This window comes from Companilactobacillus miaonis, assembly GCF_036913615.1.
GTDB lineage: Bacteria > Bacillota > Bacilli > Lactobacillales > Lactobacillaceae > Companilactobacillus.
Map to the genome: position 1 here is coordinate 185,070 of NZ_JAYKTX010000003.1, position 17,546 is coordinate 202,615.

The 17,546-nt window shown below is 36.8% G+C and carries 13 protein-coding genes; 12 read left to right on the top strand and 1 reads right to left on the bottom strand.

Features of this window, described 5'->3' with window-relative positions:
• Positions 1-5 precede the first annotated feature (5 nt).
• The 11 genes from infB to U8521_RS03840 all read left to right on the top strand — a co-directional run bounded on the left by infB (position 6) and on the right by U8521_RS03840 (position 15,592).
• Positions 6-2,798, top strand: coding sequence for a translation initiation factor IF-2 (infB, locus tag U8521_RS03790; RefSeq protein WP_334351890.1), 2,793 nt, complete (start codon positions 6-8; stop codon positions 2,796-2,798).
• Positions 2,799-2,807: 9 nt separating this feature from the next.
• Positions 2,808-3,167, top strand: a complete 360-nt coding sequence (gene rbfA / locus U8521_RS03795; protein ID WP_334332928.1) for a 30S ribosome-binding factor RbfA — start codon at positions 2,808-2,810, stop codon at positions 3,165-3,167.
• Positions 3,168-3,274: 107 nt separating this feature from the next.
• Positions 3,275-4,177, top strand: coding sequence for a tRNA pseudouridine(55) synthase TruB (gene truB / locus U8521_RS03800; protein ID WP_334351891.1), 903 nt, complete (start codon positions 3,275-3,277; stop codon positions 4,175-4,177).
• A 13-nt stretch (positions 4,178-4,190) separates the two neighbouring features.
• Positions 4,191-5,120: a riboflavin biosynthesis protein RibF gene (locus U8521_RS03805; protein ID WP_334351892.1), complete on the top strand. Its 930-nt coding sequence runs from the start codon at positions 4,191-4,193 to the stop codon at positions 5,118-5,120.
• 160 nt (positions 5,121-5,280) lie between these two features.
• Positions 5,281-6,327 carry a heat-inducible transcriptional repressor HrcA gene (gene hrcA / locus U8521_RS03810; RefSeq protein ID WP_334351893.1) on the top strand — a complete coding sequence of 349 codons (1,047 nt, stop codon included), beginning with the start codon at positions 5,281-5,283 and terminating at the stop codon, positions 6,325-6,327.
• A 16-nt stretch (positions 6,328-6,343) separates the two neighbouring features.
• Positions 6,344-6,916: a nucleotide exchange factor GrpE gene (gene grpE, locus U8521_RS03815; protein WP_334351894.1), complete on the top strand. Its 573-nt coding sequence runs from the start codon at positions 6,344-6,346 to the stop codon at positions 6,914-6,916.
• 34 nt (positions 6,917-6,950) lie between these two features.
• A complete protein-coding gene (gene dnaK, locus U8521_RS03820; RefSeq protein WP_334332923.1) occupies positions 6,951-8,807 on the top strand; it encodes a molecular chaperone DnaK in 1,857 nt (618 codons plus the stop codon).
• 124 nt (positions 8,808-8,931) lie between these two features.
• Positions 8,932-10,071: a molecular chaperone DnaJ gene (gene dnaJ, locus U8521_RS03825; RefSeq protein WP_334332922.1), complete on the top strand. Its 1,140-nt coding sequence runs from the start codon at positions 8,932-8,934 to the stop codon at positions 10,069-10,071.
• Between the two features lie 173 nt (positions 10,072-10,244).
• Positions 10,245-12,092 carry a translation elongation factor 4 gene (gene lepA / locus U8521_RS03830; protein ID WP_334332921.1) on the top strand — a complete coding sequence of 616 codons (1,848 nt, stop codon included), beginning with the start codon at positions 10,245-10,247 and terminating at the stop codon, positions 12,090-12,092.
• 64 nt (positions 12,093-12,156) lie between these two features.
• Positions 12,157-13,461, top strand: coding sequence for a dihydrolipoyl dehydrogenase family protein (locus U8521_RS03835; RefSeq protein ID WP_334351895.1), 1,305 nt, complete (start codon positions 12,157-12,159; stop codon positions 13,459-13,461).
• Between the two features lie 193 nt (positions 13,462-13,654).
• Positions 13,655-15,592: an Ig-like domain-containing protein gene (locus tag U8521_RS03840; RefSeq protein WP_334351896.1), complete on the top strand. Its 1,938-nt coding sequence runs from the start codon at positions 13,655-13,657 to the stop codon at positions 15,590-15,592.
• A gap of 111 nt (positions 15,593-15,703) precedes the next feature.
• Here the strand turns inward: U8521_RS03840 and galE are convergent, their stop codons facing one another.
• Positions 15,704-16,693: a UDP-glucose 4-epimerase GalE gene (galE, locus tag U8521_RS03845; protein ID WP_334351897.1), complete on the bottom strand. Its 990-nt coding sequence runs from the start codon at positions 16,691-16,693 to the stop codon at positions 15,704-15,706.
• Between the two features lie 163 nt (positions 16,694-16,856).
• On the opposite strand from galE, the gene U8521_RS03850 reads away from it, so the two are divergent.
• Complete coding sequence (locus U8521_RS03850) at positions 16,857-17,516, top strand: class A sortase (protein WP_334351898.1); 660 nt, start codon at positions 16,857-16,859, stop codon at positions 17,514-17,516.
• The last annotated feature ends 30 nt before the right edge of the window (positions 17,517-17,546 follow it).

Below are 17,546 nucleotides of genomic sequence, written 5' to 3' on the forward strand. Positions count from 1 at the left end.
ATAGGATGGTCAAAAAGAGAATTTATACTATTGCAAAAGAAAACGGTGTTGAAAATCAAGTAGTTCTTGATGCCGCCGCAAAATTGGGTGTGGATGTGAAGAATCATATGTCATCAGTAGATGAGAATGCTGAAAAGAAAATCGTAAATAATTTAAAGGGTGCAAAGAAGACAACTAAGCCTTCAACACCAAACAAAAACCAATCACAAAGTAATCATTCGCAACATTCTAATGATGAGAAACGTGAGAATGGTAATCACAATTCAGGTGATCACAAGACAAAAATTAAGATCACCGCTGTAAGAAGAGATACTAATAAGGGTAAAGGTCATTTTGACCGTCGTAACAACAACCACAACTCCAATGGTAATCGTCCAAACAGCAACAATCATCGCCCTAATAACAATAGCAATAATAGTAACAACAATCGCAATGAGCGAAACAACCACAATAATCACAACAATGAGAATCGTCGAGATAATCGTAATTCTCAAAATCGTGATAATAGAAACAGAAACAACAATAGACGTGATCGTTCTACTGTCCAAGGTCAAGCTCCACGTCCAAGACAAAGTGCAGGTAATAAGTATCTAGAACAATTTAAGACAAATATTCAAGATGCTAGTCATATTCCTAGTCACCCAACTAGAAATAACAACCATAACAATCGCAATGGTGAAAATAGTAATAACCATAAGAACAATCACCGTCCTAACAATAACGAAAATCGTTATAAGAACAATAACAACCATAACAACGTTAACCGTAATAACAATTCTCAAAACAGAAAACCTAATAACAATAACAATAATGTTGCTGCAAAAGCTCAAACTGCTCCAAAAGCAACAATGAAATCTGTTGAAATTCCAAAGCCAGAATACAAGAAATCAAAGCCTACTAATAATAATCGTGACTTTGGTCACAAGCAAAATCTTGCCAATCCATTTGGAACTCGTAAGAAGAAGAAGGAACGCAAGCGTCAACAAAGACAACGTACTGAACCTAAGAAGCCAATGCCACAAAGAAAGGAACGTCCATTACCAGAAACACTTGTTTACACTGTTGGTATGAACGCTCAAGATATTGGTAAGTTGATTCATAGAGAACCAGCAGAAATCGTTAAGAAACTATTTATGCTTGGTATTATGATCAACCAAAATAAGTCTTTAGATAAAGATACAATTGAGTTATTAGCTGAAGATTATGGTATTAAGGCTCAAGAAAAAGTTCAAGAAGATGTTGCCGATATCGACAAGTACTTCGAAACAGAAGTTAATACAACTGATAATCTTGAAACACGTCCACCAGTAGTTACTATCATGGGACACGTTGATCATGGTAAGACAACCTTGCTTGATCACTTGAGACATACTCATGTTACTGCCGGTGAAGCTGGTGGTATTACACAACATATCGGTGCCTATCAAGTTCGTTTAAAGGAAAGATTGATTACTTTCTTGGATACTCCAGGACATGCTGCCTTTACTAACATGCGTGCTCGTGGTGCTGATATCACTGATATCGTTGTTCTAGTTGTAGCTGCTGATGATGGTGTTATGCCACAGACAGTTGAAGCTATCAACCATGCTAAGGCCGCAAATGATCCAATTATCGTTGCTATTAATAAGATCGATAAACCGGGTGCCAACCCACAACACGTTACTGAAGAATTGATGAAGTATGATCTTGTACCAGAAGATTATGGTGGGGATACTATCTTTGTTAATATTTCAGCTAAGATGGGTACTAACATTGATGAATTGCTAGAAATGATCCTTTTGGAAGCCGATGTTTTGGAACTTAAAGCAAATCCTAAGCAAAAAGCTGTTGGTACAGTTATTGAAGCTAAATTGGATAAGGGTCGTGGACCAGTTGCTTCACTATTAGTACAACAAGGTACATTGCATGTTGGTGATCCAATCGTTGTTGGTAATACCTTCGGTCGTGTCAGAACTATGACAAATTACAATGGTAAAGAAATTAAGAATGCTAAACCTTCAGAACCAGTTGAAATTACAGGATTAAATGAAGTGCCTGAATCAGCTGATAAGTTCGTTGTCTTTGATGATGAAAAGACAGCTCGTGCTGCTGGTGAGGAACGTGCTAGTCGTGCCCTTCAAAAGGAACGTCAAAACACTAACCCAGTTACACTTGATAACTTATTCGAAACAATGAAAGAAGGAGAACTCAAGCAAGTTGACGTTATTATTAAAGCCGATGTGCAAGGTTCTGCCGAAGCCATTGCCGGTAGTTTGAAGAAGATTGAAGTTAAGGGTGTTCGTGTTAATATCATCCATTCTGCTGTTGGTGCTATTACTGAAAGTGATGTTAACCTTGCTGCAGCAAGTAATGCTATCATCATTGGATTTAATGTACGTCCAACTGCTCAAGCTAAAGTTCAAGCTAAGGATGAAAATGTTGATATCCGTCTTCACCGAGTAATCTACAAGGCTATCGATGAAATCGAAGCTGCCATGAAGGGTATGCTAGAACCAGTTTATGAAGAAAAAGTTATTGGTAACTTAACAGTCCGTGAAACATATAACGTTTCTAAGATTGGTACCATTGCTGGATGCTACGTCAATAGTGGTAAGGTTCAACGTGAAAGTGGAGTTAGACTTATCAGAGATGGTATCGTTATTACTGAAGGTAAATTAGCTTCACTTAAACGTTTCAAGGATGATGTCAAGGAAGTTGGTTCTGGATTTGAATGTGGTATCACAATCGAGAACTACAATGACATCAAGATTGGTGATGAAATTGAAGCCTATGTAATGGAAGAAGTTCCAGTTAAGTAGGAGGAGAATATGGTAAAACATCGAATTGGTCGAGTTGAACAAGAGATTCAAAAAGAAGTTAACGATATTCTTTTAAAGCGTGTGCGTGACCCACGTGTACAAGGCGTAACAGTCACTGGTGTTGAAATGACTGGAGATTTGCAACAAGCTACGATTTATTTCAGTATTCTTTCTGAAAAAGCTAGTGATGTTGAAAAGACTCAAGCCGGATTAGACAAAGCTAAGGGCTTGATTCGTCGAGAACTAGGTCAAAAATTAACACTTTATAAGGTTCCTGAATTGGAATTTAAGCAAGATGAATCTGTTCGCTATGGTGAAAAGATTGATAAATTAATTGCTAAATTACATCAGGATGAAGCTAATCGTTAAATTGAAATAGGAAAATCCATTTGGATTTTCCTATTTTTTTTTGCTTTCTATTCCGCAAAAAGACTAGTAGAATTGTTCTTAATGATATTTTAGAGATGAGGATTATTATGGACGGAGTTATTCCATTAAATAAAGAAATTGGACAAACTAGTTCTGATTACGTTTATAAATTACGCAAAATTTTGCATACTAGAAAAATAGGTCATACAGGAACACTAGACCCATTAGTAAATGGTGTTTTACCAATTTGTGTTGGTCAAGCTACTAAATTAGTCAATACTTTAACGAGTTCACCTAAAGAATACGAAGGTGAAATTACCTTAGGAAAGTCAACTACGACCGAGGACCGCGAAGGTGAAGTTGTCGAAGAAAAAAAGTTAGACAAACCATTTGAAATTTCAGAATTAAATAAAATTTTTCAAAAGATGACTGGTGATCTGACACAAATACCACCGATGTTTTCGGCTGTACGTGTAAATGGTAAAAAGCTATATGAATATGCTCGGGCTGGAATCGAAGTTGAAAGACCACAAAGACAGATTCATATTTATGATTTTCATATTATGGATGAGCCGATTTTTGTCGATGGTTATCAAAAGATCAAATTTCATGTTAAATGTTCTAAAGGAACTTACGTTAGAACACTTGCAGTTGAATTTGGGAGAATGTTAGGCTTACCAGCTTTTATGTCGCAATTGACTCGTGTTAAGAGTGCTGGATTCAGAATCGAAGAAACTTTTACGATCAGTCAAATCCAACAGATGTTAGATCAAAATGATCATAGTTTTTTGAAGTCGATCGATGAAGTTTTACAAAATGTTCCCAGTCATGAACTAACAGATGAGGAATGGGAGGTTAGAGTCCTCCATGGAGGCTTCTTAGAGCTTAAAGGACTAGATGAATCCAAACAGTTACGAGTTCTTCGTAGTGGCATAACCAAGGCAATTTATAAGTATGATAAAATACGGGGTATGTGGATTCCTGATTTAATGTTATTAAATAATAAATAAAAGAGATTTAAAAATGCAGATTATTAATGTCAAACATCCATTAAGTGTTGAGGATAGACCTAAAGAAAATACAGTTTTAATTATGGGTTTCTTTGATGGGGTTCATTTAGGTCATCAAAAAGTGATTGAGACCGGAGTAAATTTGGCCAAAGAACAGGGACTAAAATCAGTTTTATTAACCTTTGACCGTTCACCACGAACTGTCTATCAACATGAAAAAAATTATAAATATTTATCAACAATGCGACGTAAAGCAGAACTAGTTCGTGATTTAGGAGTAGATGCTTTGTACTTCGTCGAGTTTAGTCAAGACTTTGCACAGTTGAAACCACAAGAGTTTGTTGATCAGTATATGATCGATCTGCAAGCTAAATTTGTTGTGGCCGGATTTGATTATACATATGGCAAAAAAGATGTAGCTAATATGCAGAATTTGCCTAAATATAGTCGTCAACGATTCGAAACGATCACTGTTCCGGAACAATTGATTGATGGTCGAAAAATTGGTTCGAGTGCCATTAAAGAATTCATCCACAATGGACAAATTGAATCAGCTAATCGTTTCTTAGGCTATCGTTATCAAAATCAAGGAACAGTAATTCATGGTCTGCAAAGAGGACGAACACTTGGTTTTCCGACAGCGAATTTGTCAGTTTCAGATGATCAGTTATTACCTGGAATCGGTGTTTACACAACTAGAGTTGAGGTTAATGGTAAATGGTATGGAGCTATGACTTCAGTTGGTTATAACGTTACTTTTAAAGAAAACACTGGCATCACGGTCGAGACCAACATCTTTGATTTTGATCAAGATATTTATGGTGATGAAATTCGATTAGAATGGGTCAAAAGATTACGTGGTGAAGTAAAATTTGCTGGCGTTGAAGGCTTAATTGCCCAGCTAAAACAAGATAAAAATGATTCTTTGAATAATTTAAAATAAAAAATTCATCTCACATTAGCAGATGAATTTTTTGAGTTAATAAAGAATCTTCAATAAATTAGTAAAAATAAGCTTGCATACTTGACACCATAAGGATAGATTGTTATATTTTACATTGTTAGCACTCAGGTATGAACAGTGCTAAAAGGAGGACGGTATAATGTTATCACAACGTCAAGATGCAATCTTGAGAGAAGTCGTGCGCATTTTTACAGATACCGGCCAGCCGGTTGGTTCGAAAACATTGATGAATCAATTACCTTTCCATGTCAGTTCGGCAACGATCAGAAATGAAATGGCTGTTCTTGAAGAAGTGGGTTACCTCGAGAAAACTCATTTGTCGTCAGGAAGAATTCCTTCAGCAATGGGATACCGCTATTATCTTGATCATTTGGTACAGCCAACTAGCGTACCGCAAGATATTGCACAAAGAATTGACGAAGATTTTGGTAAAACGTATCATCAGATAGGTGATATCATTGAACAATCTGCCAAAATTTTATCTCATCTAACTAGTTATACAGCAATCACGCTGGGTCCAGAGAGCAGTACGATTCGATTAACTGGATTTCGGATTGTTCCTTTGAACTCGCATCAACTTATGGCAATCATTGTCACAAGTGATAATAATGTTGAAAATAATATTTATACAATTGATGATGACTTTGATAGTTCTTTGATTGAAAAAATCGTTAATATCGTTAATGATAAATTAGTCGGACAACCTTTACCAAAAGTCATTAAAATGTTGCATACAGATGTTCCAGCAATCCTTTCGGATTATATGTATTCAACTGATGGCCTTTTGGACATGATGGATACATTGTTCAAAAAAGCTGGTTCGGAAAAATATTATGTTGATGGTCAATTGAATCTTTTAAATTATGCTAACAATGATGATTTATCACAAGTTCAATCTTTATTTTCATTAATGAACCAGAGTACAGACTTGAGAAAGTTGTTAGATTCAAGTATTTCTGATGACGGAATCAAAGTTCGTTTAGGTAGTGAATTGGATTCGGATGTTTTGAAAAATTACAGTATCATTACTGCTAATTACGATGTCGGACATCACGGTAAGGGTGTAATTGCTTTACTTGGTCCTACTACCATGCATTATTCGCAATTGATCGGTTTATTAGGAGAATTCAGAGTTGAATTAGCAAAAAGATTGATTGATTATTATTCAAGGTATGATGATTCTTGAAATTTAGGAGGAAGTAATGGCAGATAAGAACAAAAATCAAGATTTGAAGCAGGAGTCTACTAAAGACAAAGCTCCAAAGACTGATAAGAAAGCTGAAAAATCAGCTAAAGAAGAAAAAGCAAAGGTTGATCCTCGCGACAAAGAGATCAAAGACCTTAAAGCTAAGAATGCGGATTTGGAAGATAAATTCTTGAGAAGCCAAGCTGAAATTCAGAATATGAATAATCGTCATAAGAAGGAAGTTTCCGGAATTCTAAAGTATGATGGTCAAAAGCTAGCAACCGAGATTCTTCCAGTTTTGGATAATCTAGAACGTGCCCTTGATGTTAAAGCTGACGATGAAGCCAGCAAGCAACTCAAGAAAGGGATTGAAATGGTTCAACAACACATGGTTAAAGCCTTAGATGATAATCATGTGACTGTGATCGATAATGCTGGTGAAGTTTTTGATCCAACATTTAGTCAGGCCGTTCAAACTGTTCCTGCTGATAAAGATCATAAGAAGGATACAGTCGTTCAAGTCTTGCAAAAGGGTTATAAATTAGAAGACCGCGTTTTACGTCCAGCAATGGTTGTCGTTGCTCAATAATTTAAATAAAAGAAATTAAAAAAGAGGTTTTATTATGTCTAAAGTTATTGGTATTGATTTAGGTACTACAAACTCAGCTGTAGCCGTCTTGGAAGGTGGATCACCAAAGATCATCACTAACCCAGAAGGTGCTAGAACTACTCCATCTGTTGTTGCTTTTAAAGATGGTGAAATTCAAGTTGGTGAAGTTGCAAAGCGTCAAGCTATCACAAATCCTGACACAGTTTCATCAATCAAACGTCATATGGGTGAAGCAGGTTACAAGGTAAAAGCTGGTGGAAAAGAATATACACCACAAGAAATTTCTGCTTTCATTCTTCAACACATCAAGAAATTCTCAGAAGATTACTTAGGTGAAAAAGTTACAGATGCTGTTATTACAGTTCCTGCATACTTTAATGATTCACAAAGACAAGCTACTAAAGATGCTGGTAAGATTGCTGGTCTAAACGTTCAACGTATCGTTAACGAACCAACAGCTTCAGCACTTGCTTATGGTCTAGATAATGATAAGGGTGACGAAAAGATCCTTGTTTATGACCTTGGTGGTGGTACATTTGATGTTTCTATCCTTCAATTAGGTGACGGAGTCTTCGAAGTACTTTCAACAAATGGTGATACACATCTAGGTGGAGATGACTTTGACCAAAAGATCATTGATTGGTTAGTTGCACAATTTAAAGAAAAGAATGGCGTTGACTTATCACAAGATAAGATGGCTCTACAAAGATTAAAGGATGCCGCTGAAAAAGCCAAGAAAGATTTGTCAGGTGTTGCTCAAACATCAATCAGTCTTCCATTTATTTCATCAGGTGCTAATGGCCCACTTCACTTGGAAGAAACTTTGACACGTGCTAAGTTTGATGAATTGACATCCGATTTAGTTGAAAGAACTAAGATCCCCGTTGACAATGCTTTGAAAGATGCAAATCTAACAAATTCTGATATCGACAAGGTTATCTTAAATGGTGGTTCAACACGTATTCCTGCTGTTCAAGATGCTGTTGCTAAATGGACTGGTAAAGCCCCAGATCACTCAATCAACCCTGATGAAGCCGTTGCCCTTGGTGCTGCTATTCAAGGTGGTGTTATCTCTGGTGATGTTAAGGATGTTGTTTTGCTTGATGTTACACCTCTATCACTTGGTATCGAAACAATGGGTGGCGTCTTCACTAAGTTGATCGATAGAAATACAACTATCCCAACAAGCAAATCACAAGTCTTCTCAACTGCTGCTGATAACCAAAGTGCTGTTGATATTCATGTCTTACAAGGTGAACGTCCAATGGCTGCTGACAATAAGACCTTAGGTCGTTTCCAATTGACAGATATTCCTGCTGCACCTCGTGGTGTACCTCAAATTCAAGTTACATTCGATATTGATAAGAACGGTATCGTAAATGTATCTGCCAAAGATTTGGGCACAAATAAGGAACAAAAGATTACTATCAAGAGTTCATCAGGCTTGAGCGATGAAGAAATCGACAAGATGATGAAGGAAGCTAAGGAACACGAAGAAGAAGATAACAAACGTAAGGAAGAAGTCGATGTTAAGAATGACGTTGAACAAACATTGTTCGCAACTGACAAGACTCTAAAAGACGTTAAAGGTAAAGTTTCTGATGATGAAATCAAGAAAGCCCAAGATGCTCGTGATGCTTTGAAGAAAGCTCAAGACTCAGGTAATCTTGAAGACATGAAGAAGAAACGTGACGATTTGAATAAGATCGTTCAAGATTTGTCTGTAAAACTTTATCAACAAGCTCAACAAGCACAACAAAAAGCTGGCGGCGACGCTAAGGGTAATACTGGTGATAAGAAGTCAGATGACAACACTGTTGATGGCGACTTTTCAGAAGTAGATCCTGATAAAGATAAGGATAATAAATAATAATTGTGATAAAGAGCAGTCATTTAATTACTAAAACCAGTTATGGTATAGTAAGAACATAACTGCTCTTTTGAGCGTTAAAAAGGAATAGGACAAAATTGTCCTGTCATACAAAGGTGATTTAATGGCAGATAGAAATCCATATGACGTACTAGGCGTTGATAAAAATGCTTCTGATGATGATATTAGAAAGGCGTTTCGTAAACTTTCAAAAAAATATCATCCTGATTTGAACAAAGCTCCCGATGCGGAAGCTAAGTTTAAGGAAGTTAATGCAGCCTATGAAATCTTAAAAGACCCACAAAAGCGTGCTCAATATGATCAATATGGTTCTGCCGGTATGAATGGTGGCCAAGGTGGATTTGGCGGCTTCGGTGGCGGAGCTGGTGGAGATCAGTTCGGCGGCTTTGAAGATATCTTTAGCCAATTCTTTGGCGGTGGCGGAGCTGCTCGTCAAAATCCAAATGCCCCAAGACAAGGTTCCGACCTTCAATACCGCATGGATTTGACTTTTGAAGAAGGAGTTTTCGGTAAGAAGACTAATATTTCTTATAACCGTGAAGAGGAATGTTCTACTTGTGGTGGTTCTGGTGCAAAACCAGGGACACATCCAGAAACTTGTTCAAAATGTCATGGTTCAGGCTATGTTGAAGTTGATCGTCAAACTCCACTTGGTCGTATGCGTACAAGAGTTGTTTGTGACGTCTGCAATGGTACTGGTAAAGAAATTAAAGAAAAGTGCAACATTTGCCACGGTTCAGGTAAGGTAAATGAAAAGCATGAATTAAAAGTTACCGTACCAGCTGGTGTTGAAGATGGACAACAAATGCGCCTTGATGGTCAAGGTGAAGCCGGAACTAACGGTGGACCTTATGGTGATCTTTATATTGTCTTCCACGTTGCTGCAAGTAAGGAATTTAGACGTGATGGCTCAACAATTTATGCCTCAGTGAATATCAGTTTCCCTCAAGCTACTTTGGGTGATGAAATCAAAGTTAACACGGTTCATGGACCAGTTAAGTTGAATATCCCAAGTGGTACGCAAACTGGTACAACGTTTAGATTGCGTGGCAAGGGTGCTCCAGTTCTTAACAGCAAGAGTATTGGTGATGAAAAGGTCACAGTTAATATTGTGACGCCAAGAAAACTTTCCGCTGAACAACGTAGCGCTTTGAAGAAATTTGCCGAAGCTGGTGGCGACAAGGTTAAAGAAAAAGATAGTAACTTTTTCAATAAAGTAAGAGACGCCTTTAAAGGTGAATAACAATAAGAGAGTGGAACAAGAGCGCTCAGCTCTCGTAGGGAGTTGCTCTTGTGTAACTCGTTTCAGTTAGAAAGAAGGGGTTTTGACCTCTTCTTTTTTGTTGTCTAGAACATCGGTGTACAATAGTGTAAAATAGAAAGAATGATAAATTTCTGATAGAAGGGAAATAATTTATGGATTTAGATCTCGATAAGTTAAAAGAAAGACAAAAGAGAATTCGTAATTTTTCTATCGTAGCGCATATCGATCACGGTAAATCAACGATTGCTGATCGAATTTTGGAAAGAACTAAGACAGTAGCAAAACGTGATATGAAGGCTCAGATCCTAGATGATATGGATTTGGAACGTGAGCGTGGAATTACTATTAAATTGAATGCGGTCGAATTAGAGTACGAAGCCAAGGATGGAAAAACATACATTTTTCATTTAATTGATACCCCAGGACACGTGGACTTTTCTTATGAAGTTTCACGATCTTTGGCAGCTTGCGAAGGAGCTTTATTAGTAGTTGATGCAGCTCAAGGGGTTGAAGCTCAAACCTTAGCCAATGCTTATTTAGCAATTGATAACGATTTGGAAATTGTTCCCGTAATTAATAAAATTGACTTACCATCGGCTGAACCGGATAAAGTTAAAGAAGAAATTGAAGAGATGATCGGTATTGATGCTGAATCTTCAATTTTGATGAGTGCAAAAACTGGTGTTGGTGTGGATGAATTACTTGAAAGAATCGTTTCTGATGTGCCCGCCCCAGAAGGTGATTTAGATAAGCCATTAAAAGCTTTGATCTTTGATTCAGTTTACGATAGTTATCGTGGAGTTGTTTTGGATGTTCGTGTCCGTGAAGGCGTTGTAAAGGTCGGAGACACGATTGAATTGATGAGTAATAAGAAGACCTTTGAAGTTACAGAAGTCGGTGTAATGTCTCCTAAAGCCGTTAAACGTGATTATTTGATGGCAGGGGATGTTGGCTATATCACAGCAAGTATCAAGACAGTTAAGGATACTCAAGTTGGTGATACAGTTACCTTAGCTAATAATCCGACTGATGCACCATTGACAGGTTATCGTAAGAGTACACCAATGGTATATGCTGGTCTTTATCCAGTCGATAACGCAAAGTATGAAGATTTACATGAAGCACTTGATAAGCTGCAATTAAATGATGCTGCTTTGGAATATGAACCAGAAACTTCTCAAGCTTTGGGATTTGGTTTTCGTGTTGGCTTCTTAGGGCTATTACATATGGATGTTGTTCAAGAACGTCTAGAACGTGACTTTGACCTTGATTTAATTACCACATCGCCATCTGTTGATTATCATGTAACAACGACTGATGGTAAAGAGATCATCGTTGATAATCCAGCCGAATTGCCAGATGCTTCAGAAATAAAAGAAGTACGTGAGCCGTTCGTTCGAGCTGAGATCATGGTTCCAGAAGATTTTGTTGGTCCAGTCATGGAGCTGTGTCAAAGAAAACGCGGTGAGTTCGTGACTATGGATTATTTGGATAAATATCGTGTGAACGTTATTTATAAGTTGCCACTACTCGAAATTATCTTCGATTTCTTTGATGATTTGAAGTCAAATACTAAGGGATATGCTTCGTTGGATTATGATGTCGACGACTATGAACCAAGCGAATTAGTCAAAATGGATATTCTTTTGAACGGTGAACCCGTTGATGCCTTGAGTTTTATCGTTCACAAGGACTTTGCACAAAAACGTGGTCGCGATATTGTTGCCCGTTTGAAGGAAGTTATTCCAAGACAAATGTTTGAAATTCCAATTCAAGCAGCGATTGGTAATAAGATCGTGGCTCGTGCCAATGTTAAAGCTTATCGAAAAGATGTTACTGCTAAACTTTATGGTGGTGATAGAACTCGTCGTGATAAGCTATTGAACAAGCAAAAAGCTGGTAAGAAACGAATGAAGGAAGTTGGAAAAGTTTCGATTCCTCAAGAGGCCTTCATGTCTGTCTTAAATCTTAACCGAGGCAAAGAAGACGGAAATAATTAGGAAATTGCTTATAATGGGTTTATAAACTCGTTATAGGCTTTTTTATTTATTGGGAGGTTTTGTTATGGAAAAATTTGATACGATTATCATCGGTGCTGGCCCAGGAGGATTAGCTGCAGGCTCTAATTTAGCTGCCGCCGGTCAAAACGTTGCCATTATCGAAAATAATCTTTGGGGTGGAACTTGTCCTAATCGTGGTTGTGATCCTAAAAAAGTTTTCATTGCGGCCGTCGAAGCTAGAGACAAAGTAGCACAATTAAAAGGTAAAGGGTTTGACGATGTGCCGTTTGTCAATTGGTCTGAAATTGAAAAATTTAAAGAAACCTTCACTGATCCAGTTTCTAAGGGCAGTAAAGACGGAGCTATTAATTCGGGTATCACAACAATTGATGGCGAGCCTAAATTTGTTTCAGAGAATGAATTAACAGTAAATGAAGCAACCTATTCAGCTGATCACTTCATTATTGCAACTGGACAACGTCCAAGTTATTTGGATATCAAAGGAAAAGAAAATCTTTTATCCAGTACTGACTTCTTATCTTTGAAGAAATTACCTAAAACAGTTGCCATCATCGGTGCTGGTTACATTGCTTTTGAAATGGCCACGATTGCTAATGCTACTGGGGCTGATGTGCATGTGATCCATCACAATGATCATCCTTTGAAAGCTTTTGACCAAGATTATGCAGATGAATTAGTTAAGCAATTGGAACAAAAGGGTGTAAAATTCCATTTTAATGTTGATACTAAAGAAATTACGAAAAATAATGACCAATTTGTTGTCAAAGCTGATAATTTAAATTTGACAGCTGATTTAGTGATTGGTGCAACTGGAAGGATTCCTAATACTGACTTTTTAGATTTGGAAAAGGCTAATGTGGAAACTGATAAACATGGTGTAGTCGTAAATTCTAAATTGCAATCTAGTAATGACAAGATTTTTGCTATTGGGGATGTTGTTTCAACTAAAGCTCCTAAATTAACGCCTGTAGCTGGATTTGAAGCTAACTATGTTAGTGAAGTTATTTTGCAAAAGACTACTGCAGATATTTCATTGCCGCTTATTCCAACAGTAGTTTATGGCAGTCCAAAGCTTGCTAAAGTGGGTGCGCAAACTGGAAGTAAAGTAGTTGATCAGGATGTTACAAACTGGTTCTCATATCGTCATAGTAATGAACCAGTTGCCAAAGTAAAGATCTTCTTGAACGATGATGGTCAAATTATTGGTGCAACTGTTTTGAGTCAAGAAGCTGATAGTTTTATCAATTTGTTGACTAAAGCAATTGAGCAAAAGATGACTCATCAAGACGTTCAGAAGGAAATTTTAGCTTATCCGACTGCTGCTAGTGATTTAGAATATTTATTTTAGATAAAAAAATATAAGAATATTTTATTTGTCAAATGAATTGTATTGCTTTTAAATCTATTTATTTAAAAATATTTTGTTAAATTTGACTTTTGTACATATTTTTGGATGATATAATTCTTGTAGAATGAAAGAAAGGGCATTCATAAATATGCGCAAATCAACTAATTTCAAAAAATTCCTTATTTGCATAATTATGTTTTCTTTTTTTGCAGGACGCTTAGTACTCAAGAAAAATAAAGAAATCGAAGCAGCTGAAATTGCTACCGAAGTAATTGGTGATCGTGATGAGGTCAATATTGTCCCAAAACATGAGCCAACTGGTGAGGTTAGAAAATTTTTAGGGATGTGGATGACTTCTGGCTACAGCCTTCAACCGGAAGAAAAGGTCTATACGATTGAAGGAAATCCTGTGACGCTCTATACCGATGCTGGTCGTTCAGTGGTGACAAGGATTTTAACGATTACTTCTTGGCAACATTATCAATGGTATGAGAGTTCAGATGGCAAGAAGTGGGATAAAGTGAGTAGTAAAAATGGTGGGACTGATCAAAATTTAACGGTCACTCCCAAAGAAGTAGGAGTGAAATATTATCAACTAAGAACATCGTGGTATATGTTACTGGGACCTTCGATTTTTGATCCACAAGTTTGGACTAAAGTTGCAGCAGTGCATGCTTTAGATAGTGATGTTGATGTCACAGATATAAGTGTAACGACTGATGATGATTATATTTATAATTTAGAAAATGAAATCACCACGACCTCAACTTATGCCAGGGCACGCATTTCACCAGCAGATTTTACTGGTACAGTAAAATGGAGTATTGATAAACCTGATATTGCAACGATTGATGAAAATACTGGTCTGATTACTGCTAACAATCGCGCTATTACTGGAGAAGTTAAAGTTACTGCTACAGCAATTAATAGTTCTGATGGTGGTACCAAGGAAGCTAGTACCACTGTAATGGTCGGTGGAGGTTTGGATGATCAAACAGTTTATGCTGGAGAAACTGCTACTTTCAAGTTGTTAGGAAATATTGGTGAATTTGAAGAGCAAGAAGATTTAGCTTATTCTATTCGTTGGTTCAAAGAAGATCCAATTACCCATGAACAATCTGAAATTGAAATTGGCAATAATTCAGTTTCTCACACCACACCAGTGACGACTTTAGATGATGATGGTACTGAAATTTTCGCTCATATTGAAGTTAAAAGTAGTGGTCAAAAGTATGAATATGATACTAACAAGGCTAAATTGAATGTCTTATCAAAGGATGGTCCAGAGATTGCTATTGAAGATACTTTAACTAATCAAACTGTGAGTGATCGCAATGACTTACCAACTATGTTGTTCGATGTAATTGGGGATGACAATGTCGTTTACAACACGGAAATTGCTAACAAGAGTACTGGCAGCCGTTTAAAAAATGCGACTTATTATTTACCAATTCGCAAGGGCAGTAAAATTAATGAAGTTTTAGTTGATGGGACTGCTGTAGATTATAAGGTCAATACTGATAGTAAGTCCGAAGATGTGGTGGAAATTTCTGATTTGAATTTTGGCATCAATCAGAGTCACGAATTAGAAGTAAACACGACGATCAGTGATGTTAATAAGCGTGAAACTTATCGGTCGACCGGATACGTCCATGGTGTTGATGATAATGGGACTGAATATCAAAAATTTGGTGATACCAGAACAGTTAATTTGATCACGAATAAATTGGAATATTCAATTAACGATATTGATTACGGTAATATCAAACCGATTGCCAATGAAAAAATAATTTATCGTCAGGCAGAAACTAATTGGCCAAATAACATTTTGGAAATCGACGATATGAGACGTAATAAAACCGCTCTGAAGCTCTTTTTATCACAGGAAGCTCCACTAAAGGATGAACAAGAAAATGAGCTTCAAGGACATTTAAAGTACATTAACGACGATTCTGAACTAGATCTATTAGAAAATACAACCTTAGTTTCTGAAACTGCTGGTGGCCAGATGATGAACTCACTTTCTTGGCGAACCGATAAGGGTGTTTTATTAGAAATGAATAATAAGTTAAATAAATCAGGTAGCTATCACGCAAAGTTAAATTGGACTTTCGTTGATAGTGTAGAATAAAAAAAGCTTACCGGAATTTTTCCGATAAGCTTTTTATGTCATGCTCTTTAATTAAAATGAGTTAGATAAGTAAGACTCAAACAGCTAGTCTAACCGGCTTGTTCCACTCTCTTAATCTTCATAACCATTTAAGTGTTTTGATTTAAAGTTCCAAGCATCAGTGATAACTTTTTCAACATCATCGTACTTAGGTTGCCATTTCAAAATAGTTCTAGCCTTTGTAGAATCAGCAATCAAAGTACTTGGGTCACCGGCACGTCTTGGACCCATTTTTGCAGGAATTTCTTTGCCAGTAGCTTTACGAGCTGCTTCAAGAATCTCCTTGTTAGAGAAACCAGTTGAAGAGCCAAGGTTAAAGACATCGCTGTCATTACCAGCACGCAAGTATTCCATAGCCAAGCGATGTGCTTCAGCTAAGTCTTCAACGTGAACGTAATCACGGACATTAGTACCATCCTTAGTATCATAATCATCACCGAAAATAGTCAATTCATCACGTTGTCCAGCAGCAACTTGAAGTACAACTGGGATCAAGTGAGTTTCAGGATTGTGATCTTCACCGATAGTACCATCTGGTTTTGCACCACCAACGTTGAAGTATCTCAAGGCAACAAATTTGATACCGTAAGCTACATCACACCAGTGCATGATTTTTTCCATAGCAAGTTTACTTTCACCATATGGGTTAGTTGGCACTGTTGGATCAGTTTCCTTAATTGGAATTTGTTTAGGTTCGCCGTATGTTGCGGCTGTTGATGAGAAGACGATGTGCTTTACACCAAAGTTGTGCATTACTTGAAGTAGAGAGATCATCCCACTAGTATTGTTATCGAAGTATTTGAGAGGATCTTTCATTGATTCTGGAACAACTGAGAAAGCCGCAAAGTGAATGATATCAGTAATATCTTCATTTTGGAAAAGTTTGATCAAAAATTCCTTATCACGGACATCACCTTGATAAAACTTAGCTTTTGAATTAACAGCTTGTTTGTGTCCTGTTGATAGGTTATCTGCTACAATGACGTCGTAACCTAGTTCACACAAGTGATCAACTGTATGTGAACCGATGTAACCGGCACCACCTAAAACAAGAATGCTCATAAAATTACCTCCAGATTTGTTTATGATTATATTATAACTTATTTATTAAAAATTAAATCGCTTTCTAAAGAACTCTCAAAATTTAAAATCTTAACTTTATTGATTCAATGCATTACTATATTAACTATATTGTTTAATTAAAATATGGAACGGAATGGAAAATATGAAGAAATTCTTTTCAATTTTTGGAACTATCCTATTATTATTGGTTGCATTAATTCTGATCTTCAATCAACCAATTAAAGAATATGCAGTTAAACAAATTGCACAAAAGAATTACACAACCTTAACTGCCAAAAAAGTTGAGGCCAATAAAAAGAAAAAGGGTGAATTTAACTTTAAAAAAGTTAAACCAATTTCGGCGAGCCAAGTAGCCAAAGCAGCTGTTAACAATGATGCAGCAGTGATTGGAAAAATGGCTGTTCCTTCAGTCAATTTGAAGTTACCAATCGTTGTCGGACTAAGTGATAATGCTTTATCGACCGGTGGCGGTACGATGAAAGAAGACGAAGTAATGGGGAAAAAGAATTATGCCTTGGCAGGTCACTATATGACTAACAAAGGTGCACTATTTTCACCGTTAGAGAATGCTAAAATTGGTGATTTAGCCTACATTACAGATATGAAACGAGTTTATACGTATAAAATTTTCTACAAGAAAATCGTTCCTCCAACAGCAGTCTACTTGTTAGACGACGTTGAAGGACAGAGTTTATTAACATTAATAACCTGCGCAGATGGGGGAACGAATCGCTGGGCCTTACAAGGTTCACTAGTCAGCAGTAAACCAGCGAATAAACAAACTTTAGCTGTTTTTTCTTAATTGGAACTTAAAAAGTTTTGATGCTATGTC